The 25,407-nt window shown below is 42.8% G+C and carries 24 protein-coding genes; 20 read left to right on the plus strand and 4 right to left on the minus strand.

The genetic code is table 11. The features are described from left to right. The 8 genes from C5470_RS04840 to C5470_RS04875 all read left to right on the plus strand — a co-directional run bounded on the left by C5470_RS04840 (window position 1) and on the right by C5470_RS04875 (window position 4,837). Window positions 1-354 (plus strand): YscG family type III secretion system chaperone, encoded by a 354-nt coding sequence (locus tag C5470_RS04840; RefSeq protein ID WP_166286444.1) that lies wholly within the window; start codon window positions 1-3, stop codon window positions 352-354. Then, the gene (locus C5470_RS04845; RefSeq protein WP_166286446.1) at window positions 347-913 is read left to right on the plus strand and encodes a YopR family T3SS polymerization control protein; all 567 of its coding nucleotides are present in this window, start codon (window positions 347-349) and stop codon (window positions 911-913) included. The genes C5470_RS04840 and C5470_RS04845 overlap by 8 nt, the downstream gene beginning before the upstream one ends. A 75-nt stretch (window positions 914-988) precedes the next feature. After that, on the plus strand, window positions 989-1,327 hold the full coding sequence (sctI, locus tag C5470_RS04850) for a type III secretion system inner rod subunit SctI (protein WP_166286448.1): 339 nt from the start codon (window positions 989-991) through the stop codon (window positions 1,325-1,327). 6 nt (window positions 1,328-1,333) lie between these two features. After that, a complete protein-coding gene (sctJ, locus tag C5470_RS04855; protein WP_071880956.1) occupies window positions 1,334-2,071 on the plus strand; it encodes a type III secretion system inner membrane ring lipoprotein SctJ in 738 nt (245 codons plus the stop codon). Next, complete coding sequence (locus C5470_RS04860) at window positions 2,071-2,697, plus strand: Yop proteins translocation protein K (RefSeq protein ID WP_166286450.1); 627 nt, start codon at window positions 2,071-2,073, stop codon at window positions 2,695-2,697. The genes sctJ and C5470_RS04860 overlap by 1 nt, the downstream gene beginning before the upstream one ends. Further along, entirely contained in the window at window positions 2,676-3,293 is a 618-nt protein-coding gene (locus C5470_RS04865) for an HrpE/YscL family type III secretion apparatus protein (RefSeq protein WP_166286452.1), read from the plus strand. The genes C5470_RS04860 and C5470_RS04865 overlap by 22 nt, the downstream gene beginning before the upstream one ends. Before the next feature lie 222 nt (window positions 3,294-3,515). Next, window positions 3,516-4,451, plus strand: a complete 936-nt coding sequence (locus C5470_RS04870; protein ID WP_166286454.1) for a YopT-type cysteine protease domain-containing protein — start codon at window positions 3,516-3,518, stop codon at window positions 4,449-4,451. Further along, window positions 4,448-4,837, plus strand: a complete 390-nt coding sequence (locus C5470_RS04875) for a CesT family type III secretion system chaperone (RefSeq protein WP_166286456.1) — start codon at window positions 4,448-4,450, stop codon at window positions 4,835-4,837. Before C5470_RS04870 ends, C5470_RS04875 begins: the two co-directional genes overlap by 4 nt. 313 nt (window positions 4,838-5,150) lie before the next feature. On the opposite strand, the gene cspE is transcribed toward C5470_RS04875, so the two are convergent. Together cspE and C5470_RS23560 are read right to left on the minus strand one after the other, a co-directional pair. After that, the gene (gene cspE / locus C5470_RS04880) at window positions 5,151-5,366 is read right to left on the minus strand and encodes a transcription antiterminator/RNA stability regulator CspE (protein ID WP_166286458.1); all 216 of its coding nucleotides are present in this window, start codon (window positions 5,364-5,366) and stop codon (window positions 5,151-5,153) included. A gap of 1,058 nt (window positions 5,367-6,424) precedes the next feature. Then, window positions 6,425-6,562: a hypothetical protein gene (locus tag C5470_RS23560; protein WP_166286460.1), complete on the minus strand. Its 138-nt coding sequence runs from the start codon at window positions 6,560-6,562 to the stop codon at window positions 6,425-6,427. Window positions 6,563-6,667: 105 nt separating this feature from the next. Between C5470_RS23560 and atoD the strand changes: the two genes are divergently transcribed. Further along, entirely contained in the window at window positions 6,668-7,330 is a 663-nt protein-coding gene (gene atoD / locus C5470_RS04890) for an acetate CoA-transferase subunit alpha (RefSeq protein WP_166286462.1), read from the plus strand. After that, a complete protein-coding gene (locus C5470_RS04895) occupies window positions 7,330-7,998 on the plus strand; it encodes a CoA transferase subunit B (RefSeq protein ID WP_166286464.1) in 669 nt (222 codons plus the stop codon). Before atoD ends, C5470_RS04895 begins: the two co-directional genes overlap by 1 nt. A gap of 98 nt (window positions 7,999-8,096) precedes the next feature. On the opposite strand, the gene C5470_RS04900 is transcribed toward C5470_RS04895, so the two are convergent. Further along, entirely contained in the window at window positions 8,097-12,128 is a 4,032-nt protein-coding gene (locus tag C5470_RS04900) for a DUF6137 domain-containing protein (protein ID WP_166286466.1), read from the minus strand. A 1,797-nt stretch (window positions 12,129-13,925) separates the two neighbouring features. Between C5470_RS04900 and C5470_RS04905 the strand changes: the two genes are divergently transcribed. The 6 genes from C5470_RS04905 to C5470_RS04930 all read left to right on the plus strand — a co-directional run bounded on the left by C5470_RS04905 (window position 13,926) and on the right by C5470_RS04930 (window position 20,684). After that, the gene (locus C5470_RS04905; RefSeq protein WP_166286468.1) at window positions 13,926-14,438 is read left to right on the plus strand and encodes a fimbrial protein; all 513 of its coding nucleotides are present in this window, start codon (window positions 13,926-13,928) and stop codon (window positions 14,436-14,438) included. Window positions 14,439-14,494: 56 nt separating this feature from the next. Next, a complete protein-coding gene (locus tag C5470_RS04910) occupies window positions 14,495-15,163 on the plus strand; it encodes a fimbrial biogenesis chaperone (protein WP_166286470.1) in 669 nt (222 codons plus the stop codon). A 23-nt stretch (window positions 15,164-15,186) separates the two neighbouring features. After that, a complete protein-coding gene (locus tag C5470_RS04915) occupies window positions 15,187-17,667 on the plus strand; it encodes a fimbria/pilus outer membrane usher protein (protein ID WP_166286472.1) in 2,481 nt (826 codons plus the stop codon). Window positions 17,668-17,694: 27 nt separating this feature from the next. Continuing rightward, window positions 17,695-18,660: a fimbrial protein gene (locus C5470_RS04920; protein WP_166286474.1), complete on the plus strand. Its 966-nt coding sequence runs from the start codon at window positions 17,695-17,697 to the stop codon at window positions 18,658-18,660. 221 nt (window positions 18,661-18,881) lie between these two features. Next, window positions 18,882-19,895 (plus strand): fimbrial protein, encoded by a 1,014-nt coding sequence (locus tag C5470_RS04925; RefSeq protein ID WP_166286476.1) that lies wholly within the window; start codon window positions 18,882-18,884, stop codon window positions 19,893-19,895. Window positions 19,896-19,940: 45 nt separating this feature from the next. Further along, a complete protein-coding gene (locus C5470_RS04930) occupies window positions 19,941-20,684 on the plus strand; it encodes a 4'-phosphopantetheinyl transferase family protein (protein WP_081738284.1) in 744 nt (247 codons plus the stop codon). Between the two features lie 78 nt (window positions 20,685-20,762). On the opposite strand, the gene hpaR is transcribed toward C5470_RS04930, so the two are convergent. After that, window positions 20,763-21,209: a homoprotocatechuate degradation operon regulator HpaR gene (hpaR, locus tag C5470_RS04935; protein ID WP_036849932.1), complete on the minus strand. Its 447-nt coding sequence runs from the start codon at window positions 21,207-21,209 to the stop codon at window positions 20,763-20,765. Window positions 21,210-21,595: 386 nt separating this feature from the next. On the opposite strand from hpaR, the gene C5470_RS04940 reads away from it, so the two are divergent. The 4 genes from C5470_RS04940 (at window position 21,596) to hpaD (ending at window position 25,395) form a co-directional block, all read left to right on the plus strand. Then, complete coding sequence (locus C5470_RS04940) at window positions 21,596-22,228, plus strand: fumarylacetoacetate hydrolase family protein (RefSeq protein ID WP_166286478.1); 633 nt, start codon at window positions 21,596-21,598, stop codon at window positions 22,226-22,228. After that, the gene (locus tag C5470_RS04945; RefSeq protein ID WP_166286480.1) at window positions 22,225-22,989 is read left to right on the plus strand and encodes a fumarylacetoacetate hydrolase family protein; all 765 of its coding nucleotides are present in this window, start codon (window positions 22,225-22,227) and stop codon (window positions 22,987-22,989) included. The genes C5470_RS04940 and C5470_RS04945 overlap by 4 nt, the downstream gene beginning before the upstream one ends. After that, window positions 22,986-24,452 (plus strand): 5-carboxymethyl-2-hydroxymuconate semialdehyde dehydrogenase, encoded by a 1,467-nt coding sequence (gene hpaE, locus C5470_RS04950; protein ID WP_152963043.1) that lies wholly within the window; start codon window positions 22,986-22,988, stop codon window positions 24,450-24,452. The genes C5470_RS04945 and hpaE overlap by 4 nt, the downstream gene beginning before the upstream one ends. 64 nt (window positions 24,453-24,516) lie before the next feature. Further along, window positions 24,517-25,395 carry a 3,4-dihydroxyphenylacetate 2,3-dioxygenase gene (gene hpaD, locus C5470_RS04955; protein ID WP_166286482.1) on the plus strand — a complete coding sequence of 293 codons (879 nt, stop codon included), beginning with the start codon at window positions 24,517-24,519 and terminating at the stop codon, window positions 25,393-25,395. The last annotated feature ends 12 nt before the right edge of the window (window positions 25,396-25,407 follow it).

Raw genomic sequence — 25,407 nt, forward strand, 5'->3', positions numbered from 1 at the left:
ATGACACGTTCACTCAAAGGGCTATTGGCAGATATTGCTCTGGTTGGGAGCGGCCACCACTGCCATAATGAAGCCAATATTATTGCCGACTGGCTGATGTTAAACGAGGAAGGACAAGAAGCAGGAAACCTGATTCGGCTCTCTTCTCTGACGAACCAAGGCAAATATCAACAGGCTCTGGATCTTGGACGGGATCTTCCCTGGCCCAGTCTGGAGCCCTGGTTAGCTTTGTGTGAATGGCGCCTAGGGCTGGCCTCAGCCCTGGAACAAAGGCTAACGCGAATGGCGGGCAGTGACGACCCGCAATTGCTATCCTTTGTTGACGGTATGAGAGAGCAACTGACTCATGAATAGGATCGAAGGACCATCCTACAATATACCATCGCAACCAACAGCACTGTCTTCAGTCAGCGTTGTGCACAAGCACGACTTTGAACAGGTACTCGAACTCATGCCTGATCAACAGACGCTGAAAGAGAGACAACAACGCTGGATACGGGGGGAGCCTCTGGAAAAAGTCTTAAACGACTTTGATCCAGCGACACAGAGAAAAATCGCTTGGCAGTGGTATCAGACCCTGCTACCTGATAGCCACCCCTCCCAGCGTGTTCAGTTAGAGGCAACGCTTGTTGCTCCCGTACAAGAACATCTGTGGTCGCAGTTCGGCGGCCTGACATTACCCGTCAAGCCACAACTGGATTTGCCAGAACTCAGAGCGATTGTTCGTGAATTCGCGCCCACAGGTCGACAACAAGAAACTGTCTTTCTCAAGGTACTCGGCGAGATTAAATCTCTAGACGGTAATGAGTACCTGAGTGATCTAATCCGACGTGAGTTGAAAACGCTTATCCCCCGTAACGGTATGGTGGATAACCTGATACGAAACTCACACAAACTCGATTTGGAAGAATAATGGACCAACCACAACTCAGTGAGACACGGATAGACAGTCTAAATAAATTCAACACACCTCAAATTTGGAGGAACAATGGATCTACCTCAGATAAGCGAGACACTGATAACCAGCCTGGATGAACTCAACACACCTCAGGCCAGTGCCGAAAATGTTGCACATTTTGAACTGGCTATGTCCAATCAAGATCAGGGGCTTGGAAACAACCTGCTCAGTGAACTGGGCCAGTATAGACAACAACTTACTCAGGCTAAACAAGAGTTGGAAACACAGCTGGCAGTCCCCGGCAGTGATCCCAATAGCCTGATGCAAATGCAATGGTCTCTAATGCGGATCACCCTGCAAGAAGAGCTGATTGCCAAAACAGTAGGACGATTGAATCAAAACGTTGAAACCCTAATGAAAGCCCAGTGAGGAGCCGTGAAGAAACACCCTATAATCTGCATCCTGTTAGCCGTATTCATGCTAACAGGATGTAAAATCGAACTCTATACTGGAGTTAGCCAAAAAGAAGGCAACGAAATGCTGGCTTTGCTCAGGGAAGCAGGCATTTCCTCGGATAAGCAACCGGACAAAGATGACAATATCAAGCTATTAGTCGAAGAATCCGATGTCGCACAAGCTGTTGAGGTACTAAAACGCAAAGGGTATCCACGGGAGAATTTCTCCTCTTTACAAGATGTTTTCCCTAAAGATGGCCTTATCTCCTCACCGGTAGAAGAGCGGGCGAGGCTCAATTTCGCCAAAGCGCAGGAGATTGCCCGAACGCTTTCTGAGATCGATGGCGTACTCGTGGCACGGGTACATGTGGTCTTGCCGGAGGAACAAGACAGACTGGGTAAAAAGTTATCGCCGGCCTCTTCTTCTGTGTTTATCAAACACGCAGCTGACGTTCAACTCGATACTTATATTCCCCAGATAAAACAACTGGTCAATAACAGCATCGAAGGACTGAGTTATGACCGCATCAGCGTTGTATTAGTCCCCGCGGCGGGTGTGCGTCAGGTACCGTTAGCCCCGCGCTATTCCACACTATTTTCTATCCAGGTTACTGAAGAGTCACAAGGCCGCTTGATCGGAATTCTGGTTTTATTGTTAGCCTTGTTATTCATCAGCAATCTGGCTCAGTTCCTGTGGCACCGAAGCAGGATGCAATAATGGTAACAGCATTAACGCCCTATCAATTTCGGTTTTGCCCTGCCAGTTATATTCATGCGGGCCATCTATCACCAGATTGGCTTTCAGTCTTGTCTTCCCTTCCTGAATGGCGTAGCTCTCCCAGAGTCAATGGACTACTGTTGACTCAATTTGACCTGAACGTAGATTATGAGTTACCAGCCGGATTGGGAAATATTGCCTTGCTGGAGCAATCATACTTAGAACAACTTCTTACCTGGCTGGGAGCCTTACTTCACGGGCAAGCTATTCGCCATTGCCTGTTGGCGGCAGAACTTCGCCATTTACATGACGCGCTTGGGAGAGAGGGACATCACTTTTGCTTAAAGTACCTTGACATCATTATCGGCAACTGGCCGGCTGGTTGGCAACGTTCACTGCCACCAGTAATCAGTACAAACTATTTTTGTACCAGTGCCTTACAGTTTTGGCTAATGGCTATGGAACCCCTTCCTGCCGATTTCGCCAAACGCCTGAGCTTACGGCTTCCCCCTCATGACAATCTCCCTGCCTGGCCTGTCAGCCAGGCAGAACGACCACTGGCACAGGCATTGTGTCTCAAATTGGCTAAACAAGTGAATACAGAATGTTACCTTTTATTAAAATAACAAAAGAACATCTTCAATTTTCTCCTGAACTTCTGATATTGCGTAAAGCAGACTATCAAACCTGCCTCAGTGCCCAGTCTCTGCTTGATGCCGCTCAGATCCAGGCTCAGGAAATTGAACGTGAAGCCCAGACCGTTTATGAGCAACAAAAAGAATTAGGCTGGCAGGCCGGTATTGATGCTGCCCGCGCAGAACAAGCCAACTTAATTCACCAAACCCAGCTTCAGTGTCAGCAATATTACCGACAAGTCGAGCAACAAATGAGCGATGTAGTATTGCAAGCTGTTCGTAAAATCCTGAAGAATTATGACCAAGTTTCCCTTACCTTACAGGTAGTTCGTGAAGCCCTTTCATTAGTCAGCAACCAAAAACAGGTCATCCTGCGGGTTAATCCTGAACAGGCGGCAACAGTACGCGAACAGATATCCCGGGTACATAAAGACTTTCCTGAGATCGGCTACTTAGAAGTCACGGCGGATGATCGCCTCGATCAGGGCGGCTGCATTCTGGAAACAGAAGTCGGGATCATTGATGCCAGCTTAGATAGCCAACTCGACGCACTCATGTCCGCGATTAATAATCAATGGCAGAGTTGACTATTTCGCCACCCAAATGGATAAAAAAGAGAGTTGGAACCTTTCTGGAATGAGAGTCTTACAACATTCCAGATATACAACTGGTTTTCGACGGAAAGTGAAAATTTCTTCTGCCGTTATTAATATTCTCTATTTCGACAAAACATTATGATTCACTCTATCTAACATCCAGGTTCATATTCCCTGGAATAATCTTGCAAAAAACTATTCAAGGAGTGGCCATTGTCTCCCATCTCAACTATTAATCACCAAAGAATATTTCCTACCCAACAACTCGACACCACAGCCGTTAATCAGTTACAGGGCGAACTCTCTGGTCGATCCCTGAAAGTCTCTTCCCCCAGACCTGGGTTGCTAGAACGCCTCTCAGCTACGATTCAACGTAATCTTCCAGGCCACTCCATGCTCGATCGCCAACTGACGACTGATGGCAAGAAAAACCAAGAGAGCCGCTTCACCTTCAGCATGATAATGGACAGAATCATTCACTTTGCGGTCAGCACTAAACTGGGGAGCGTCCGGGATTCTGCGGGTAAGCATGGCGGCGAAGTCACCTTCAAATTTGCCCAGACCAAAGGCGCCTTTCTGGACCAAATCATGAAACATAAAGACACCGCCGGCGGTGTCTGTGAATCCATATCCGCCCACTGGATAAGCGCCCATGCCAAAGGTGAGAGCATCTTTGATCAACTCTATGTAGGAGGCCAGAAAGGTCAGTTCCATATCGATTCTCTGGTTTCCATCAAACAATTACAGATGGATGGCATAGATCCGTATGCCGAGCAAGCCAAAATAACCGAATCCTGGCTCAGTGAGAATGGCATCCAACCACGAAGCCCACTTGAAGTAAGCGGCGAAACTGGCAACAAAGGCACAAAAAATCTACTAAACGCCATCCTGGATACAGGTGACAAAGGATCGAGCTATAAGAAGATCAGTTTTGACGGAAAAATGGCTGGGCACACAGTAGCAGCCTATGTAGATGACCAGAAAGGGGTCACCTTCTTCGATCCTAACTTCGGCGAATTTAACTTCCTGGACAAAACCTCATTCTCCAACTGGTTTACTCAGGATTTCTGGTCTAAGTCCATGTATAACAAGGAAATCGGTCTGGGACAATATTTCCAAGTTCTTAACTACGAGCCTAAAACACAATGACACATGACTACCACCAGCTAATAGAAACCCTATTCTCCAAACTTGGCCTCCCAGCATCCCCTACCGACGATGACATCTACACTTTGGAGGTCAACGGACGTTTTCAGGTACTGATTGGCCTCTATCACGATGACTGGCTACAGTTGTTCTGCGAACTAGGCTCCGAAGTTAGCCGCTCTAACAACCTTTTTGGACAACATTGGCCTGCCCATGTCCAAGGTGATCTAGATGGACAAGCAATCCTGTGGTCACAACGCCCTTTGCCCGAGTTGGATGTGGTTGAACTCCAGACTTGGTTAGAGCGTTTCATTGACGACATTGAACAACGCCTTACACCTGACACCCACCAGTCCAAAGATCTGCCTCCTTCCCTGATGCGGGTCTGACAAGGAACGACTAACGGGCTATAAACTCAAGGGAAATTTCAAGATTTGGTGCCCTTTAAGCTGCCAAAAAAGTCGTGCTGATCGTTTGAGAGAAATATTGAGCGATCTTATACCCGTAGGATAATCCGGTATACATTTCTTATACCGGATTTTTTCTATAACAAGCAAGGAATAGCATGTAACATTTGGGCGAGTACATATGCGAAAAACCCGCAATTAAGCGGGTTTTTACTGATTAACAACTTTAGCTGCTCAGGATATTACCTTCATCGCTATCGTAAAGTCGTTAACAGATTTAAGCAGTTAAGTCAAATCAAGATAATACGATAACATTTACTGCTGATGGACCTTTAGCACCATTCTCAATAGCGAATGAAACTTCCTGTCCTTCTTCCAGTGTTTTGAAATTATTGCTCTGAATTGCAGAATAATGGACAAAAACGTCCTTGCTGCCATCTTTTGGGGAAATAAACCCAAAACCTTTATCGTTATTGAACCATTTTACTGAACCAGTCATTGCGTTAGACATAGAGTTTTCCTTTAATTTTATTTAAGTTGCCATAAGGCGTATTTAGGTCTGTTTTTCAGTTTTACTTATGGGTACTAATTAGAAGGAATTCGCAATGAAGTGGTATCGTGGATAACGCTAAATGGTGAACTGCTTTAACTTGCTTTTCATAAAGTAGGTCTGTACTTCCAAACCAGTGAAGCCATTAAAACACATATACTGACATTTAGCAAATTTTAATTTCATTTATTTTTTTCTATTTGATGTTTCCCTTTTCCAAAATTGCTGATTTATGAATACTGCATAGCACCACCAACGCTATAACTGACTAATTATAAAAAGCTCTTATCGTGGCTGCTCACCGCCCTAAAGGGCGATGCTTCCCCACTTCACAGGCCGTGACGGATTTACGCTGGCCTCCGTGGGCAGAGTGCACGACGAGTTCCGCCGCACATAAATCCATAATGCCCTTGCACTTACTTATGTGAATCTACCCATGACTACTATTATGGCCTATCAATGGAATTGATAGATATCCACGCCATCCAGAATTTACATTATATGGCTCATTCAAGCTTACTTTTATAAATAAAACTCTGAATGGACCTTATCCAAATTAAGAGTTTATTCCAGTAGTAGATGTAATTGTTGCAGACGGTTCTTGTGAATAAATGGTGAATATGGACAACACGCAAAGACTAGGAAAGGAAATGACACATACTTCAACCCTTTAACAAACCAGTATATCACCAGCCCCATTTAGCCCCTTGCTCGCACCCGGTAACAATTTATACTCAAAATAACGGTATTTCTGTCACACAGAACCTGTTATTTCTGGTTTACATACCATCAAACTCATTATTTTCTCACAAAATATTAACAAGTCGTCACTATATACCCTGCCTGGAAAAGTAATCATGTAGGTTATGCCAACAATCTCTTTAGCTATACTTATCATTTTCTATTTGGTTGAGTAGAAGGGAGGGATACCCAGAAAGGAGAAATTAGCGAGATCGATGACAGCATAAACATGCTATCCAAGGCATTATGCGAAGCTAAAACGCTTAATGAACTTATTATTAGCCGTATAAAATACCGCTGATGGTGTCATTCCCATCGATATCTATGGCTGCGTCACGATGATTAACCCTGCCGCCGAAGATATCACCGGATATTGGTGTAAGTTGGATAAAACCGATACGGTATGCACGTTTCATAACGTCACATACTACATAGGAAAATATAAAAAATGAAAAAATTAATCATTTTAACCGGAAAACTGCCTTCCTCCCTGAAAGACAGGATTTATCAGAGGCTAACTAATGAAAAATAAACTCATTAGCATACAGCAAACCACCGAGCATTTTTATGATGGAATGACCATCATGGTAGGTGGTTTTATTGGAGTAGGCACTCCTCTTGGTTTAATCACAGCATTACTAAACGCGGGTGTAAAAGATCTGACCCTGATTGCCAACGATACCAGCCGTGTCGACTTTGGCATCGGCCCTCTTATCGTTAATAACAGAGTGAAAAAAGTTATCACCTCGCATATTGGCACTAATCTGGAAACCGGACGCCAAATGATTGCTGGAGAATTAGACGTAGAACTGGTTCCTCAAGGCACATTGATTGAACGCATTCGCTGCGGCGGAGCAGGTTTGGGCGGATTCCTGACCCCCACCGGTGTGGGTACTTTTGTAGAAGCCGGAAAACAAAAAATAACCCTCAACGGAACAGACTACCTGCTGGAACTCCCACTGCGTGCTGATCTGGCGTTGATTCAAGCCCAACTTTCCGATCATCAGGGCAACCTGACTTATCAGTTAAGCGCCCGTAATTTTAACCCAGTGATCGCTCTGGCTGCGGATATCACGATTGCCGAGCCAGACGCACTGGTTGAAGTGGGTGAGATTGCACCGGACTGCGTTATGACACCTGGCGCACTGATCGACTACATCGTTTATCCGAGAGGAAATTCATAATGAACGCCAAACAACTTATTGCCCATCGTATTGCGCTTGAGCTACAAGACGGCGATGTTGTTAACCTCGGCATCGGTATTCCCACGCTAGTCGCGAATTATCTGCCCGATAACATTCATATTACCCTACAATCAGAAAACGGCTTTCTGGGCCTTGGCCCGGTTACAGAACCTCATCCAAATCTGGTCGATGCCAGTGGAAAATCCTGTGGCATCCTGCCAGGCGCTGCCATGTTTGACAGTGCATTCTCTTTTGCCTTAATACGCGGTGGTCACATAGATGCTTGTGTGCTAGGTGCTCTGCAAGTTGACCAACATGCCAACCTAGCCAGTTGGATAATACCGGGAAAAATGGTGCTCGGTATGGGGGGGGCGATGGATCTCGTTACGGGTACCCGCAAAGTGATTATTGCAATGGAGCACTGTACCAAATACGGATCCGCAAAGATCCTCAAGCAATGTACCCTGCCACTAACCGCTGTCAACAAAGTTAAGATGATCGTCACCGAACTGGCCGTCTTCTACTTTGAACAAGGGCAGTTAATCCTGAAAGAACATGCGCCAGGTATCACACTAGAAACTCTACAAGAAAAAACCGAAGCCGAATTCAGCGTCGCACATGACCTCAAAGTCATGTCCGTTCCAATGCAGAAAAAAGATGAAGTATGATTGGTCATATTTCCAATATACCAACTGGTTTTGTCAGCGGTTATCTCCTAGATTTACAGAGCATTACCACACCGCTGACCACACTTACTTGTGACTTGCTAGCTCCAATTATTGGGTAAAAATAATGTTGATGCGATAGATGTGCGCGCGTTGAGAGCATTATTCACGATTGCTGAAAATTCATTGATCCCTATTGACAAAGGCTCATATCGCAACCATCCCAAAGTGCAGTCAAACAGTGCTTCCAGGCGTACCACAAATTCAATCGCATCGCGTGGAGGGATCTCCAGCTGTCCGCGCTCAATTAATTCTTCTGCATTATCACCTGTCGTGTCGCAAGCAACTTTGATAATCAATTGCCGAATGTAATTAACTGATATTATTCTGACTTCTCCCAAAACCTTTCTGCATGACAAGCTATCTGATTTGCATTGAAGCACGCTTGCGCCAGACTCCGTACTAATGGCACGAATAATAGCAATAGGGTCAACTTCAGCCAGTTTAAAACGGCCTTTTTCCTCTGCTGCTGTGTGAGCCAGAGCACGTTGAATAGAGATTTCAATTTCCTCAGTTATGCCATAGGGCACCAGTCCGAGCTGTTTAACGCATTGATGGCATTGGCTGTCAGAAAGTAAATTGGCATGATAGGCAAGCAGATATTCCTTGCAACGCTTAAACTTACTTTGCCAGCCTATGACTTTATCTGCAATTGTAGAGGCAGAACTTGCGCTCACAGCGATTTCAGGAACATGGTGCAACACCAAATCACGCAAGGTAGCATTTTCCGGCACTGTAATCAGCTGTTGCAACGTGGCAGTCAGGTCACGACGATGTAACAGACTGACACCAATCCGTTCCGCGGCAACAGGTGATAGCGGCACTTGTGTCATCCTCGCCAGTGTCTGTTCCGGCCACATCGCTGAAAGCAACAATCCCAGTTGCCCTGCTGTAGTGTAAAGTATCCCCCACTGGTTTTGGTCAGTTACAGTTCTCTCCAATTTTTCAACAATGCAATGAAAAGCTTGCCAAGCGATGTCAAAACCGGCAATGCAGGCTCCAGTTACCTCATCACGTACAGATTGATTCAGGCAGAGAGCTGCCAGCGTTGTGGCAAAGGGCAATGAATAGACGGTGATACGTTGAGTAGAAAAATCAACCGCAGCCCGGTAAGTAGCATAAGCGTGAAACAGCTCACGCCAAAGAGGATGACCAGCCATTTCATATACATGTGACACTTCATCGTTAGGAACATACGAGAAGTCGTAAGCTGTATCGAACAACATTCGTAACCAAAGCACCAGTTGATGTAGATCCTTGGCTTGCCACCCTGCGCCATCAATACGCTGCATGCGCAAGAAAAGTGTCCAGGTACCTAACTGACAGACTCGATTCAGTGATACCCGCCATACAGGTTCCCATTCGACGATACGCAACGCCAACGCTTCGAATACATGTAAACGACCAATATCCTCTTCTGGAGCGTTCGGTAGTTCGGCAAATTCAACAATTAATTCTTTCTCATTAAAAAGGAAGCTGGCCTTGTGTACCACAAAGGGGAGTGAGATCTCTAAAATGTTCCGTGTTAACCTCAGCAGGCAAGAACACACATCGCCAAAACCATCTGCGATATTTATCAGTTTGCGTAGAGGAACAGGCAGTTCCGAACCTGATCCGGTTCGGAAACGAGCCAGCATCCACTGATGCAAAAGGTTATGTAGTTGATGTGCATTTTCTATAGGGAGTTGATCAGGAACCATATTGCCGGCAATGGGTATTAAAACTTGCCAGCGCAAGAAGTCGTCGCCCAAAAATTCCGCAATATTTTCTTTTAATTCCAGAAAAAAATTGTCTGGCATCGGTTGATAACGAGCACTCTCTATCCATCTGAGGAAAGAGAGCAGTGCAGCCTCCTCCGCGGCAGAAAGAGTTGACAGTTGGGCAAAGGCAATCCAACCACTCAACAGATCCAGGTAACGTTGATATGCAATGGGATCACGCCGATCTACCACATCGATTAATACAGCTTTAAGCACTTGATCATAAGTATCCACCAGATCAATGCGGCAGAGCCCTTTCAATGTGGGTAAATTTGCGTTCCGCAGGGTCTCCATCAGGCTGGCAGTGGCTTGCCGTAAATCCGCTGCTTCGCCGGCGCCAGCCAGTGCAGCGGCCGCCTTAAAGCGTTTCAGCGGAATTAAAAAAGCCAGGTAGGCAGCAAATGCTTTGGGTGCACATACCAGACTAGCAAGCGCAGTCGGTGCTAATTGGCTATGGTGTATTATTTCTAATAGAGAGCCAGGAGAAAGCCCGGATTCTACTGCACTGACCAAAGCATGTACGATATTTAGCCGATCGGCATCCTCGTAAACGGGCAGAATTTCTGTATCTTCTAGTACATAAAGTATACATTCCAGCAACAGGCGTGCATCGCTATACGGTTCGGTTATCGCAGCATCAACCCATGGAGCCAGTCGGATGGATGGCAATTTCTCAATCCATGCTTCAGTTTTGATTAATTGCATAAGCAGGCGCAGATCATTAAGTTGGATGATCCTGTCTGCAAGTGTTGGGATAGCCTTGCATAAGCGCGATAACGCAGACTGAGGATTGTTTTTGGCGGTGAAAACACTGAGATAATCCGCGGTTGCGTCCGTTGTCGGCCAATGAGAGGGTAGAAACTCAATGGCTCTCTCACCTGTCTGTGCGAGAAGCCAACCGGTTAAACCAGGGCTCCGAACAACATTACCTTTTTGTAGCCAGGTATCTGTTGGAAAAATCGAGCGTTGTTTAAGGGCGGTATAGGCTTTTTCCGTTAACATAGGCAAACCGGTCAACGCGTTTTGCAGAAGATCGGTAATACATTGAGATGTAAGCACCCCAATCGGCAGGGATTCACTGTCGTCAAACACACGTTGCGCTGAAGCCGGCAAATTAACCGATTCGGCTGCTTCCGTTTTCAGTACGACAAGCGGCTTTTGTGCACTAAAGTAGGCCAGCTCACCCATACCATCAATGACTACCCAGGGAACAGCGGGTAGATCCATTAATTGGGTAAGAAAAACCGGCAAATTTTGTTGGCGAAACATGATACCTGCATGTTCACAGGCCACCCCAGATTCAACGAAGACAGCGGTAAGCGCCGTTTGCACCGATGGGGGAAGACGCAGGTAACGAGACCAGGCATCATCCAATGTCGATGCAGAAAGGAAGCTGCCTAAAGAGGGTGCGACAGGATGCAATAGGGCTGTCACCGGTACTGCACGCATACAACGCGCCAACTCGGTTCGTACCTCGGCTGTTAACCGTTGAACACGACGTTCAAGCGTGTAACCCGGTGCAGGGCGCACCTGTACTAACCAAAGTTTATTTACGTGCACTTGGCATAATTGCGAGCTATACCACAAGGGAGCAGCTAATGTCGGCCAATGATAGGCGACCGAGTTTACCCTTGAACCAGGTGATTGCGCCGACGCAAAGCCAAAACCAAACGCCAGTTCACCCCGGATGCCATCAGGGGCGGCCAAGGTCAGCCCAGTAGCCGATACCAGGCCATGATCTGTTTCCAATACCCACTCAGTATCTAACGCAACTTCAGAAAAATATTGATGCAACTGCAGGATAATTTTGTACAAACTATGACATACATCAGCAGTCAGATAGGGTGCCTGTAAGGGTTCCACTAGGGATGGAATACCTTCAATCAACCGCTGAACAAAACAGGCGATTGGCTGAGGTTGATAATCAGGATTTATTAGCCGCTGTTGTGCAATAGCCTGAGGTTCAAATCCACTAAAGGTAACCTCAGCAACAGTCTCGGCAAAATCTGCTGTGCGATGGCAAATTACACTGGCATAGCCACCCGCATTGACGAAAGCGTCACCATCCTCCAGACCAGCACTACGAACAATCCAGGGAGGCGGACCACAGACTTCCACTACCTGTTTAACCCAACCGTGTTGCTCGGTAATATGCTTGCTGTAGATGGTGCGTAGTAGATCAGCATCAGCTTGTGGAGAAACCGCTGTGATAGCAAGCGCTTCATCAGCAGGAAGTATTACCAAAGGGGGAATAAGCACCGAAAAATCGACGTGCTGGGCTAGCTGGTACAATCGTTCAAATTTTACAGTCATACGTTTATTTTCTTACCTTCAAAGCCAGAATCCCAGGTGAGTTTTCGCATTGACAAATATGAGTCGCGACTTTCCTCCCACCGCTTCATTTTCTATAACATGCAGTGCTGTATTAATTGATGCGTATACGCCAATACTGCAACGTCACTAATTCAAGCCCTAATGACACAAATATTGCCTGCTCGATAGTCAATACATTAGGAAATAACAATGGCTAATTTTAAACAGTTTGTTAACTATCGGTATCAACATTACGTGCTTTCATATAACCTGTCAGCAATTTTACTGGCTGATTTTCCGCTTTTGCTCAACGTTGTGTATACGCCCTGTTAATCACCTTAGCTTAGCTTCTCTTCTAACTGAATTTTTCCTTGAATTGAATTTCACCAACTACGAAATTACGCTGTAGTTAAATCTCTTATATGAATGGTGGTCCATGAGACATAAAACCATCGAACCCATGAACCACATAGCACATTTAAAAATCAATTATTATTTTGTCGGAAAGCCTATTTTAAACTGATGGTTTCCTTTTCCATCTACCTTATTATGATAGTTCATCTTTCCATTACAACGCCCATATTCATGATCTCCATATAACTTCCCTGAGTTACTATTATTAGGGCCTACGGTAAAAAAACAGCGAAAACACAGACTAACCCTTGCTAACACAGTTATTTTTGCCTGATTAATGATTAAATCTTCACAATTAAAGCTATCGATAATGATTTTGATCATAAAACACACGACCTAATCATTAGCAATAGAATATCCCAACAAATAACCAGAAAAAAAGAACTAAATCGTCTGATTCATATCATTATTAATGATAAAACATTAGATTAGATAATAAATATCACTACTATCTCCGCTGTTCAAAACATTTAATCAATTGTTTAAATCTGAAAATTACATACAAACACACCAAATCAAACGATTAATTTATAATTATAACATTATGAAATAACAAGATATTTTTATAAAACAGAAAAAAAACACTATTTTTTTATTTAAGTTGTTGAAAAAGATCATATTTTAGTTAATACTCCTCTTCATCGCATGAGAATAGCCCTAAAGGAAGATGAAAGTTCCAAATTGAAAACAAGTTAGTAATATTAAGAAAAAATTGTTGCTATCGTAATCATAATCAAGATGGCAGTTTTTCTAATTGTATTAATATAGCAGTACAATGATTCGCTCAATCAGAACATTGATGTGAGTCTCTGTATTAAGATACATATGCCGAGCTTAACAGTGGTAGTTCGTCTTTCATTAACGCAGTTATTTCACTAGTGGACATCCGCTCAAAAGACAATAAAGATAAATTTATCCATGTATATATCTTGCCCACAAGCGCTTTTCACTGCATGATAACAATCACCTTGTAAAATTTCATGATTGGTATGAAAATTTATCTTATCTTGGTACTTGCGATATTTTAACAAAAATAAGAATCATTATTAATAACGTTAAAAAATTTGCAGTAATAGATGATATTTGGGAGAAAAAATTGCTCCTTGGGCTAAAATTAATATCAAAGATTATTATTAACAAACATGATGATATATCCAAAAAAAATCACAGAAATTACTGACAAACTATTTATCAGTAAAAGATGCTTAGTAAAAAATTAAAAGCATATACAAAATAGAGGTAAAAACTCAATCGAGTTATATATCACTATGTAAATTAATTCAATTATATAATCAACCATTAAATTATAACTCTGGTTGGGTATATAGTTTTATTACACAGAAAAAATCACACACATTTTTATTCAAGGTAAGGTATTTTTAAATGAGAAAGAATTTTATTTGGGTTTCTTTAGTGACAATATTAGGGTTTTTTAGCAGTTTTAGTGCGTTATCCCATGACGGAACAATTAGATTCCGAGGTACTATTGATAATGCAGGATGCACAATAAGTACCAAGAATGTAGACGTTAAATTCGGTAAATTATCAAAAAACACTTTTGGAACAGCTTCAAATACAGTTGGTGTAAGTAAAGATTTTTCTATTTCCTTAACAACCTGCCCCAGAGCAGAAACGCTAGGTATCTCTTTTGATGGTGATCCTGATACTAATAATAGAAACGTTTACAATTCAGGAGTTGCTGGAGTAGGCATCCAAATACTCAAGGCAAATGATGGAACTGAAATAAAACCGAGAGAACATGCTACAGGACTTGCAACAGTAACAAAAGGTGGAAATGCCGACATGCAATTCATAGCAAAACTAATTTCGACAAATAATAGTGTTTCAGAAGGTGCTATAGACAAATCAATCGGTTTCACAATCATATATCCATAATCATCGAATAAACATCTTTAATACAATTAAATATTTTTATAACTAAAGGAGTAAAAATGCTTCGCTTTATTACTCCCTTTTTACTTGTCCTTTTTATGGGACAAGTACAAGCAGGGATTACTTTAGGCGGCACCCGCCTTATCTATAATGGCTCACAAAAAGAAGCCACTATTTCTATCACCAACTCGGATACAGAAAGACCTTATCTTGTTCAGTCGTGGGTAGATAATATCGATAACAGTCAAAACAAAGTACCGTTTGTTATCACACCACCACTGTTTAAGGTATCGAAAGAGAGCGAACATCAGATCCGTGTTTCATATATCGGAAGCCATCTACCATCGGATCGGGAATCGATATTTTTACTGAATGTCAATGCAATTCCAGCGGTAGAAAAAAATGACAACAGCAAAATGATCATCACGATAAAAAACATTATCAAACTGATTTATCGTCCAACCGGGCTATCTGATAATGACGCTAATAATGCAATCAATCGTTTGGAAATATCACGTAATACCAATGGCATTCAGTTAACCAACCCCACTGCCTATTACGTTAATCTTAATGAAATGAGAATTGATGGAAAATCAATCGATAAACCCGGATTTATCCCGCCTTTTAGTGACAAGGTATTTCCAACCAAAAGTAGTATAAGAAGGGTGACTCTGACTGCTATCAATGACTACGGTGGTACAACAGAAGAGCGCCTGCTTAGTTTCTAATAAAATGATCTGATGAGTGTATTGTGAAAAAAATAATCAGCGTTGCTTTAATTGCTTATTGTTTATCATTACCAGCCTATGCAGAGCTGTACTTTGATATCAATGCATTACAATTATCAGATGAAGACAGAGAAAATATTAACCTGGATAGCCTGGCGAAAACAGATTCTCACATTCCAGGCGTCTATAAAGTCAATGTTATCGTCAATAGAAAGGATATTGGCATCAAAAGCCTATCCTTTATTGACTGTGGAGAGAAACTTTGCCCTGAGCTATCTGTCAGCTTACTAAAGGAAATCGGGGTAAAAACAGAAAGCTTTCCTGAATTAGCGTCACTTTCTGAACAAGAAATCATTTCTCAACCAGAAAAATATATCAAACAGGCATCAACAGAGCTGAATTTAAGCCAGCTTACTTTGCACCTGAATTTTCCTCAGGCAGCAATGAGATCACAAATCAGGGGCGATATCTCTCCTGATCAGTGGAATGATGGTTTGCCTATGTTTTTCACCAATTATCATCTGATAGGGATGCAATCCTGGAATAAAAATCAACGTGAACAGAATCAATATCTGAATTTACGCAGTGGTGTTAATTTAGGTCCGTGGCGTGTTCGCCATAGTAGTTATTACAGCCGTAATAACACAACATCTGAATGGAAATCACTTAAAGCCTATGCTGAACGGGATATTCGTCCATTAAAATCCCGTTTGGTATTAGGTGAAACATCAACCGACAGTATGGTTTTCGATAGTTTCACTTTTAATGGTGTTAAATTGATGTCTGATAGCCAAATGCTGCCGGATAGCCAGCAAGGTTTTGCCCCTGTTGTTCGCGGTATTGCCATGACTCACGCCAGAATAGAAGTCCATCAGAAAGATAATCTTATTTATCAAACTTTTGTTCCACCGGGTGCCTTTGAAATTACCGATATTTATCCCAGCAACCTTAATGGCGATCTGGAAGTATCCATTTATGAAGAAAATGGCAAAGTCAGGAAATTTACTCAGCCCTTTTCTGCCTCACCCTTGATGATCCGTGCAGGCCAAATGAAATACCTGGTTAATATCGGTAAATTCAGTGGCGACAAACAAACCAGTAAAAAAAGGTTTATGCAGACAGAGGCGATTTACGGGTTATGGGACAGTACCACTATTTATGGCGGCGCCATTATTTCTCCTGACTATTTAGGTAGTGCACTAGGCTTAGGACATAATCTTGGCTCATTTGGTGCGGTGTCAATCGATGTGACAAATGCACAAACGCATTCCCCCACCGGAGAAAAGAAAACTGGCCAGTCTTATCAGATACGTTACAGCAAAGGTTTTACCGCGACCAATACAACGGTGACATTAGCGGGTTATCGCTACAATACCAATGGTTATTACAGCTTTAGCGATGCCAATAATAACCACCAATTTACTGATAACCACCAAAATAACGCGCCAAAAAACCGGATGCAAATAACAATGGGCCAGAGTTTAGGCCAATATGGTAGTTTTTCATTATCTGCCTGGCAACAAGATTACTGGCAAGATAAAACCAGCAAGAATCAGTCATATTCTATGTCTTATAACACCAGTATTCATGATATCTCTTTATCGTTGGGCTACAATTATCACCGCAATCGCTCAAAAGTTAATAACGACCGGGTTTTTTCACTCAATATCAGTGTTCCTTTGGATAAGTGGCTGCCATCAGGTAATCACAGTGCAACCGTAGATTATAACACCTCTTATAATACAAACGGTGACAGCCAGCATTCGATGTCATTATCCGGCTCGTTACTGGAACAACAAAATCTAAGTTATACCATTTCTCAGGATTACAGTTACGAAAAATCAGAGAAAGAAAAAGAGTCAGGTAATACCGCCAGCTTATATTACAGAGGATCATATGGTTCAATTAATGCCGGTTACACCACGGATCATGGCAAAAATCAACGCATTAATTATGGATTAGAGGGTGCAATTATTGCACATCCCTACGGCGTTACACTGGCTCAAAATATCAGCGAAAGCGGCGCTAGTGCCTTAATCCGCGCCCCTGGAGCAGCCAATGCAAAAATACTTAACAATACTTCTATCAGTACCGACTGGCGGGGATATACCGTTGTTCCTTATATATCGCAATATCGGGAAAACGCGTTATCTCTTGATACAAATACATTCGGTGATGACGTCGATATTGACAACCCGACGGCTAAAGTTATTCCAACGAAAGGCGCATTGGTACTGGCGGATTATTCTATTCGCGTTGGTCATAGAGTATTTTTAACTTTACAGCATAAAGGTAAAAAACTCCCTTTCGGAACGGTAATCACCGGTAAGAATGGCGTCAATGGTATGATGAATGAAAGAAGTGAAGTCTTCCTCAGCGGTGTGAGTGACACAGCAGAATTAAAAGCTGATTTAGGCGATAAACAAAGCTGTTATATTAATTTTGACAGTAAATTATATCAAAAAAATAATGGTATTATCCTGGCTTCATTGAGTTGTCAGTAACTAAGAGAATATTTATCCCGGAACAATATGAAAAATAAATTAATTACACTGGCAATATTAATACTGACACTATTCAATATCACAAAATCAATTGCTACATGTACATTAAACAAAAAATTTAAAACTATTGATTTAAATGTTAATATAAATGAAATTATCAATGCAGATTTTAACACTCGAAGACCTATTACTATCGCTGAATATGGCCCAATGGAGCTGGCTAACAAAGTAGGAATTAAAGCCGATGCAACTATTGCTATCTGTGATAGTAATGAAAATATAGTTCATAAAACAAAATCAGGTGAAATAAAACCATTCAAAGATAGTGGCCGGATAAATACAAGTGTAGATAATTTATATTTTGTCGTATCCTATGATGGAAATGGTAGCTCTCATGATGATATCAATAAAAAAATAACTTTAAGAGATATCGGGAAAATAAAAATTGAGCTTATTCAAGAAAGAGATATCCGATCAAACTCTATACTAAAAAAAGGGTTGATCTCTTCTTTATCAACAGATGATGGTAAAAAATTAATAAATATCACATATAACAAGGACAATATCATTGGCAGTAAAAGCTGTATGACATCAACACCCTATAAAGAAATAAAACTCGGAAAGATTCATTCTTCTGCATTTAAAGGAAAAGGTTCTATAGCCGGTCGTAATGATTTTTATATTTTGATTCAATGTAAAGATAAAAATATCCCTGATATTAGTTTCTCAGGGGAAGTAGTGAGTTCAAGCCTAAATAACATTATTAAATTACATCAATACGGCGATGGAAACACAGCCAAAGGTATTGGTGTTCAATTATTACATAAAAATAGACCTGTTGATATGAACACACGTATTCCTATATCTGAGTGGGGAAGTAGTGAAAAAAATCTCTATTATTTACCACTTACTGCTCACTATTATCAAACTGATGATAAAATAACAGGTGGAAAAGCTAATGCCACAGTACATTTTACAATTGAATATAAATAGCTTTACAACTCCCTCTATTGATATTAGCATGTTAACATTATGCTAACATATAAAAAGCGAAACTCTCCGCAGTCGTGTTAACAAATAATTAAAAACAGATTTATACGAGAAATAAATCTGCCCTATTAATTTCACCAGTAAATTATATCAGAAAGATAATAGCATTATTCTGGCTTCATTGAATTATCGGCAATTAAGAATAAATCTCAACTGGAATATATATGAAACGCTACTTAATGATAATCACAATATTTACATTAATATTACTCAGTATTACAAACACATACGCACGCTGCTTATTAAATGCAAAACAGATTAGCTTAGATATTGAGCTTAATAGTATTAACATTAATCCCAATATAAATGAGAAAAAAAGCATTCTTGTTGGCGAGTTTAGACCATTGCAACTCGCCCAACTCATGAATATTAATGAAAATACGCCGCTTCTTAATCCCCATGATTGTGATCCAACAGGAGAACCGCTTATTTTTACGGGAGATGTATATCCATCTAAAGCTGGAAATACACCTCATGGCACAGGTATGATAACCACAGGAATAGATAATCTCTATTTCTATATTACTGCCTCTGGAGAAGAAGAAAATATGAAATTACCCACAACAAGTGGCAGTAATTACATTTATAAATATAAAGATGGAATGACATTAAAAGATATAGGAAAAATCAGTATTTATCTTTACCAAGAAGGAACGTTGGCATCAGGGAAAATGCTCAGGCCAAGAAAGATTGCTATGTTACAGACACTTGCAGGTACAGAATTAATAAGAATAAAAACTAAGAACAACTACACGATAAAAACTCAAACTTGCTCGACAACAACCCCAAGGCCAATGGTCGATTTTGGTCGTGTGAATAGTTATTTATTTAAAGGTATAGGCTCTACTGCGGGTAATGCGGGTTTCAATATCGAAATTAAATGTACAGAAAGTGTTAAGCCCAAAATTACTTTTTCAGGAGAAAAAATAAATTATGCCCCAGATAGTATAATTCAATTAAATAACCCCAATAGTAAAAATACAGCTAAAGGAGTTGGTATACAAATCTTATATATGGGAACAACACCTGTTTCTCTGGAAAATCCGCTAGTTTTCGGGTATGCAGCAACAAACGTCACCTACACATTACCTTTCACTGCCCGCTATTACCAAACCGATGAGAAAATAACAGGTGGAAAAGCTAATGCCACAGCATATTTTACAATTCAATATGAATGATATTAAGTATAGACTGTAGGATATTTCATCTTCTGGATAATAAACATGGAACAGACAGTTATACACACCAATCAAGCATCACTGCCAAAACATAACAGTGAATTTATGACTCAAATCGAGTATGGAACGGTTGTTAAACACCCCCAAGTGAATTTTTGGCATGCCCGTTTTGATCTTTCACATTATCACGATGAACTCTTCGAACAATTAAATCTCCCCTTCCCTGCGACGTTGGCTAAGGCAGTCAACAAGCGACGAGCTGAATATCTGGCAGCACGTTATTGTGCCAGACAACTTTTAGCACAATTAGGGCAACCGGAGTTTAATTTGCTCTCTGGTCATGATCGCGCACCAATTTGGCCAAAGGATATTTGTGGTTCTGTTTCTCATTCATCTCATTGTGCAATTGTGCTGGCTGCACCGCAAACTGATAACAGATTAATTGGTGTCGATATCGAAGCTATCGTCAATCGTCAAAATATGGATGAGATCACAAAAATGATCGTGAATGACCGAGAAATTCAACTCCTGAAACATTGTCATTTACCCTTTGAACAAGCATTTACCCTCGCCTTCTCTGTAAAAGAGAGCTTATATAAAGCGCTTTATCCACAAGTAAAACGGTTCTTTGGCTTTGAAGCGGCTGAAATTACCGCCCTATCCCTTGAAAATAATGCAATAACATTAGCATTGCGGGAAACTCTCACCCCCCATTATCCGGCGGGTACAGTATTCCATGGGCAATTTATTATCTACCCACAGGAAATATTAACGCTAATTATTCAATAGCCAAAAATAACAATTGCTGATACCGTCCCTGATCAGCAATTTTACTGTTATTCATCATCATTATTTTGAATAAAATTTTTATTTAACGTCTTTATCCATATTTCCCGGCGAATTCTTACCTACAGCAATTAACTCCTCCAACAACGCTGAAAGCTGAACCATCTTCTCCGGCGAAAAGGCTTTTTCTATGGCCCGATATCCCTGTTCAACCTGCTCTTTCGCCTTTTCATAAAGTTTCTGACCATCCTGCGTTAAAGAAACATAAAGTTTGCGCTGGTCATTCATCGGTTTAAGACGAAAGATCAATCCATCACGTTCCATACGAGTCAATATCCCCGTCAGACTTGGACGAAGAATACAGGTCTGGCAAGATAAATCATAAAAATCAATTGACCGGTTATTCGACAGTACACGAATAATACGCCACTGCTGTTCAGTCAAATTATGACTCTTAAGGATTGGGCGGAAAAAACCCATCGCGGTTTCCCGCGCCTGAAGTAACGCAATTGTCAGAGATTCATGCATGGGTAATGAAGGCTCTCATCTTAGTTAATCACTGATTTACTCTCTGTCGAGAGTGTCTATGTCACTCTATAACCACCATAAAAAAGACTAGCACGTCACTCCATCAACCACAAAGAAAAAATCATAAAAATATTAATAAGTAAACAAAAATAAACCCCGAAAACCAGGTTAATAAAAAGTTAATATAATAGTGATAATTTTATTTGAAAAAATATTAACATATTGATTAATAATAACAAAAAACAAATTTAGCAAAGATATTGTTACTGAGATCACAATTAAAATTAACAAATACATTAACATATTGCAACAAGTCGATTTGTGGTTTATTAATATATTAATAAATGCATCTTAAAGCTGTCTGTTTAAGCTCAGAGGAGTCGTTAATGAAAGGCACTGTCTTCGCCGTAGCCCTCAACCATCAGAGTCAGGTCGATTTCTGGCATGACTCATTTCAGCAAGCGCCTTATAACACCCTGCCTAAAACCCCGATATGGTTTATCAAACCACGGAATACCGTTATCACCTCCGGTGACGTTATTCCCCATCCTGCGGGAGAAGAGGTTCAGAGCGGCGCAACACTGGCGCTGGTGATAGGTAAAACCGCCCGTAAAGTCACCGCTGAAAACGCAGCCGAATATATCGCAGGTTATGCATTAGCTAATGAAGTCAGCCTGCCTGAAACAGCGTTTTATCGCCCGGCCATTAAAGCGAAATGTCGTGATGGTTTTTGCCCTATAGGTCAAATGATCAACCCTGAATCAGTTGATGCACTGGACATCATTACTGAAATCAATAGGCAGGAAGTTGATCGCTGGTCAACCACTGATCTAGTGCGTTCAGCCGCAGAATTAGTCGCGGCATTAAGTGATTTCGCCACCTTGAAGGAAGGTGATGTGATCCTGCTTGGCACTCCGCATCAACGGGTTTCCATCAAACCAGACGACAACGTGGTTATCCGGGCAGCAGGTTTCCCATCGCTGGAGAATCAGGTTGTGCAAGCAGGAGAAAAAGCATGAAACACGCAAGAGTTCGTTATCAGGGTCAGGATCTGAATGTGACGGTTGATGATCAGGAAAATGTCTGCCTGCCAGATGGCAACAAAGTCAGCAGTGAATTCGTCCAATGGCTGCCACCCGCCGACGGAACCCTGTTTGCCCTCGGTCTGAACTACGCCGATCACGCCACTGAACTTGAATTTAAGCCACCGGAAGAACCACTGGTTTTTATCAAAGCATCCAATACGCTGATCGGCCATCGTCAGGTTTCCGTTCGCCCGGATAATGTGGAATACATGCATTATGAATCTGAGCTGGTGGTTGTCATCGGCAAAACCGCCCATAAAGTCGCCAAAGAACAGGCGATGGATTACGTTGCCGGATACACGGTTTGTAACGACTACGCGATCCGTGACTATCTGGAAAACTATTATCGCCCTAACCTCCGGGTAAAAAGCCGCGACACGCTGACCCCCATCGGCCCGTGGATCATTGATAAAAAAGATGTACCAGATCCGCATAATCTGACATTAAGCACCTGGGTCAATGGTGAATTGCGTCAGCGCGGCACCACCGCCGATCTGATCTTCGATATCCCATTCCTAATCGCCTATCTGAGCGACTTTATGACGCTGCAACCGGGAGACATGATCGCCACTGGGACACCAAAAGGGTTGTCTGATGTCGTACCGGGGGATGAAGTGATTGTTGAAGTTGAAGGCGTTGGGCGTCTGATCAACCGTATTGTCAGCCAGCAAGCGTATGAGGAGAGCCTGTCATGACGACGGTTAATCATTGGATCAACGGCAAAAACGTCAGCAGTAAAGAATATTTTGCAACCACCAACCCGGCTAGCGGTGAAGTGCTGGCTGAAGTGGCTTCTGGTGGTCAAGAAGAGATTGATCAAGCGGTTGCAGCAGCAAAAGCAGCCTTCCCCAAATGGGCTGATCTGCCGATGAAAGAACGTGCACGCCTGATGCGCCGTTTAGGCGAACTGATTGATGAGAATGTGCCTGAAATCGCGGCAATGGAAACTAAAGATACCGGTTTGCCTATTCATCAAACGCAAAATGTCCTGATCCCACGCGCTTCTCACAACTTCAACTTCTTTGCTGAGATTTGTCAGCAAATGAATGGCCGGACCTATCCGGTTGACGACAAGATGCTCAACTATACGCTGGTGCAGCCAGTCGGTGTTTGTGCGCTGATTTCGCCGTGGAATGTGCCATTTATGACCGCGACCTGGAAAGTCGCCCCCTGTTTGGCACTGGGTAACACTGCGGTGCTGAAAATGTCAGAACTTTCCCCATTAACTGCAAACCGTCTGGGGGAGCTGGCGCTGGAAGCCGGGATCCCTGCCGGTGTTTTAAACGTAGTGCAAGGATACGGTGCTACTGCCGGTGATGCATTAGTGAAACATCACGATGTTCGGGCAGTCTCTTTTACCGGCGGTACCGCAACCGGCCGCCAGATCATGAAAAATGCCGGTCTGAAAAAATATTCAATGGAGCTGGGGGGTAAATCGCCGGTTCTGATCTTCGAAGACGCCGATATTGAACGCGCACTGGATGCCGCTCTGTTCACCATTTTCTCTATCAATGGTGAACGTTGTACCGCCGGTTCACGCATTTTTATTCAAGAAAGCATCTACCCTGAGTTTGTGCAACGTTTTGCTGAACGTGCGAATCGTCTGCGGGTTGGCGATCCACAAGATCCCGGCACGCAGGTTGGTGCGCTTATCAGCAAACAGCATTGGGAAAAAGTCTCCGGTTACATTCGTCTGGGTATTGAAGAAGGGGCAACGCTGCTGGCCGGCGGCCCAGATAAACCCACTGATTTGCCGGAACACCTGAAAGGTGGCAATTTCCTGCGCCCAACAGTGCTGGCGGATGTCGATAACCGTATGCGCGTTGCGCAGGAAGAGATCTTCGGCCCGGTCGCGTGTTTGTTGCCATTCAAAGATGAAGCAGAAGGTCTGCGTCTGGCGAATGACGTGGAATATGGTCTGGCTTCTTACATCTGGACTCAAGATGTCAACAAAGTATTGCGTCTGGCCCGTAATATTGAAGCAGGCATGGTATTCGTCAATACCCAGAATGTTCGCGACCTGCGCCAGCCATTCGGCGGCGTGAAAGCCTCCGGTACCGGTCGTGAAGGCGGTGAATACAGTTTTGAAGTGTTTGCAGAGATGAAAAACGTCTGTATCTCTATGGGGGATCATCCCATCCCGCGTTGGGGGGTATAACGGTTTCATCAGCGTTAACCACGGCGAATTCCGGTTCGCCGTCCTGATATCAAATGAGGATTTTATGGGTAAGTTAGCGTTAGCGGCCAAAATTACACATGTGCCATCAATGTATCTGTCTGAACTACCGGGAAAACATCATGGTTGCCGTCAGGGAGCCATTGACGGGCACAAAGAGATTAGCCGTCGTTGCCGTGAAATGGGTGTCGATACAATTATCGTGTTTGATACCCACTGGCTGGTGAACAGTGCCTATCACATTAATTGTGCCGACCATTTCTCCGGTATTTACACCAGTAATGAATTGCCACATTTCATCCGCGATATGAGTTATGAATATGACGGCAACCCTGAATTGGGACACATGATCGCGGAACAGGCGCGCAATATGGGCGTGCGCGCTCAGGCACATGAAATCCCAAGCCTGACACTGGAATACGGCACGCTGGTACCAATGCGTTACATGAATAGTGACCGACATTTTAAAGTTATCTCTATCTCCGCGTTCTGTACTGTTCATGCTTTTGAAGACAGTCGTCGTCTTGGGGAAGCCATTCTGAAAGCAATTGAGAAATATGACGGCACGGTTGCGGTGCTGGCCAGTGGCTCCCTTTCTCACCGCTTTATTGATGATCAGCGCGCAGAAGAGGGCATGAACAGCTACACCCGCGAATTTGATGAACAGATGGATCGCCGGGTGGTACAACTTTGGAAAGAGGGCAAATTCAAAGAGTTCTGCAAGATGCTGCCGGAATATGCGGATTACTGCTACGGCGAAGGCAATATGCACGATACCGTGATGCTACTGGGCCTGCTCGGTTGGGATAAATACGACGGTAAAGTGGAATTCCTGACCGAACTGTTCCCCAGTTCCGGCACCGGGCAAGTCAACGCGGTATTCCCGTTGCCTGATGACATTACCGATAAGCAAGCCACAGCCTGATTTGGAGTCACC

Origin of the sequence: Photorhabdus stackebrandtii (assembly GCF_011189495.1) — a bacterium.
Taxonomy (GTDB): domain Bacteria; phylum Pseudomonadota; class Gammaproteobacteria; order Enterobacterales; family Enterobacteriaceae; genus Photorhabdus; species Photorhabdus khanii.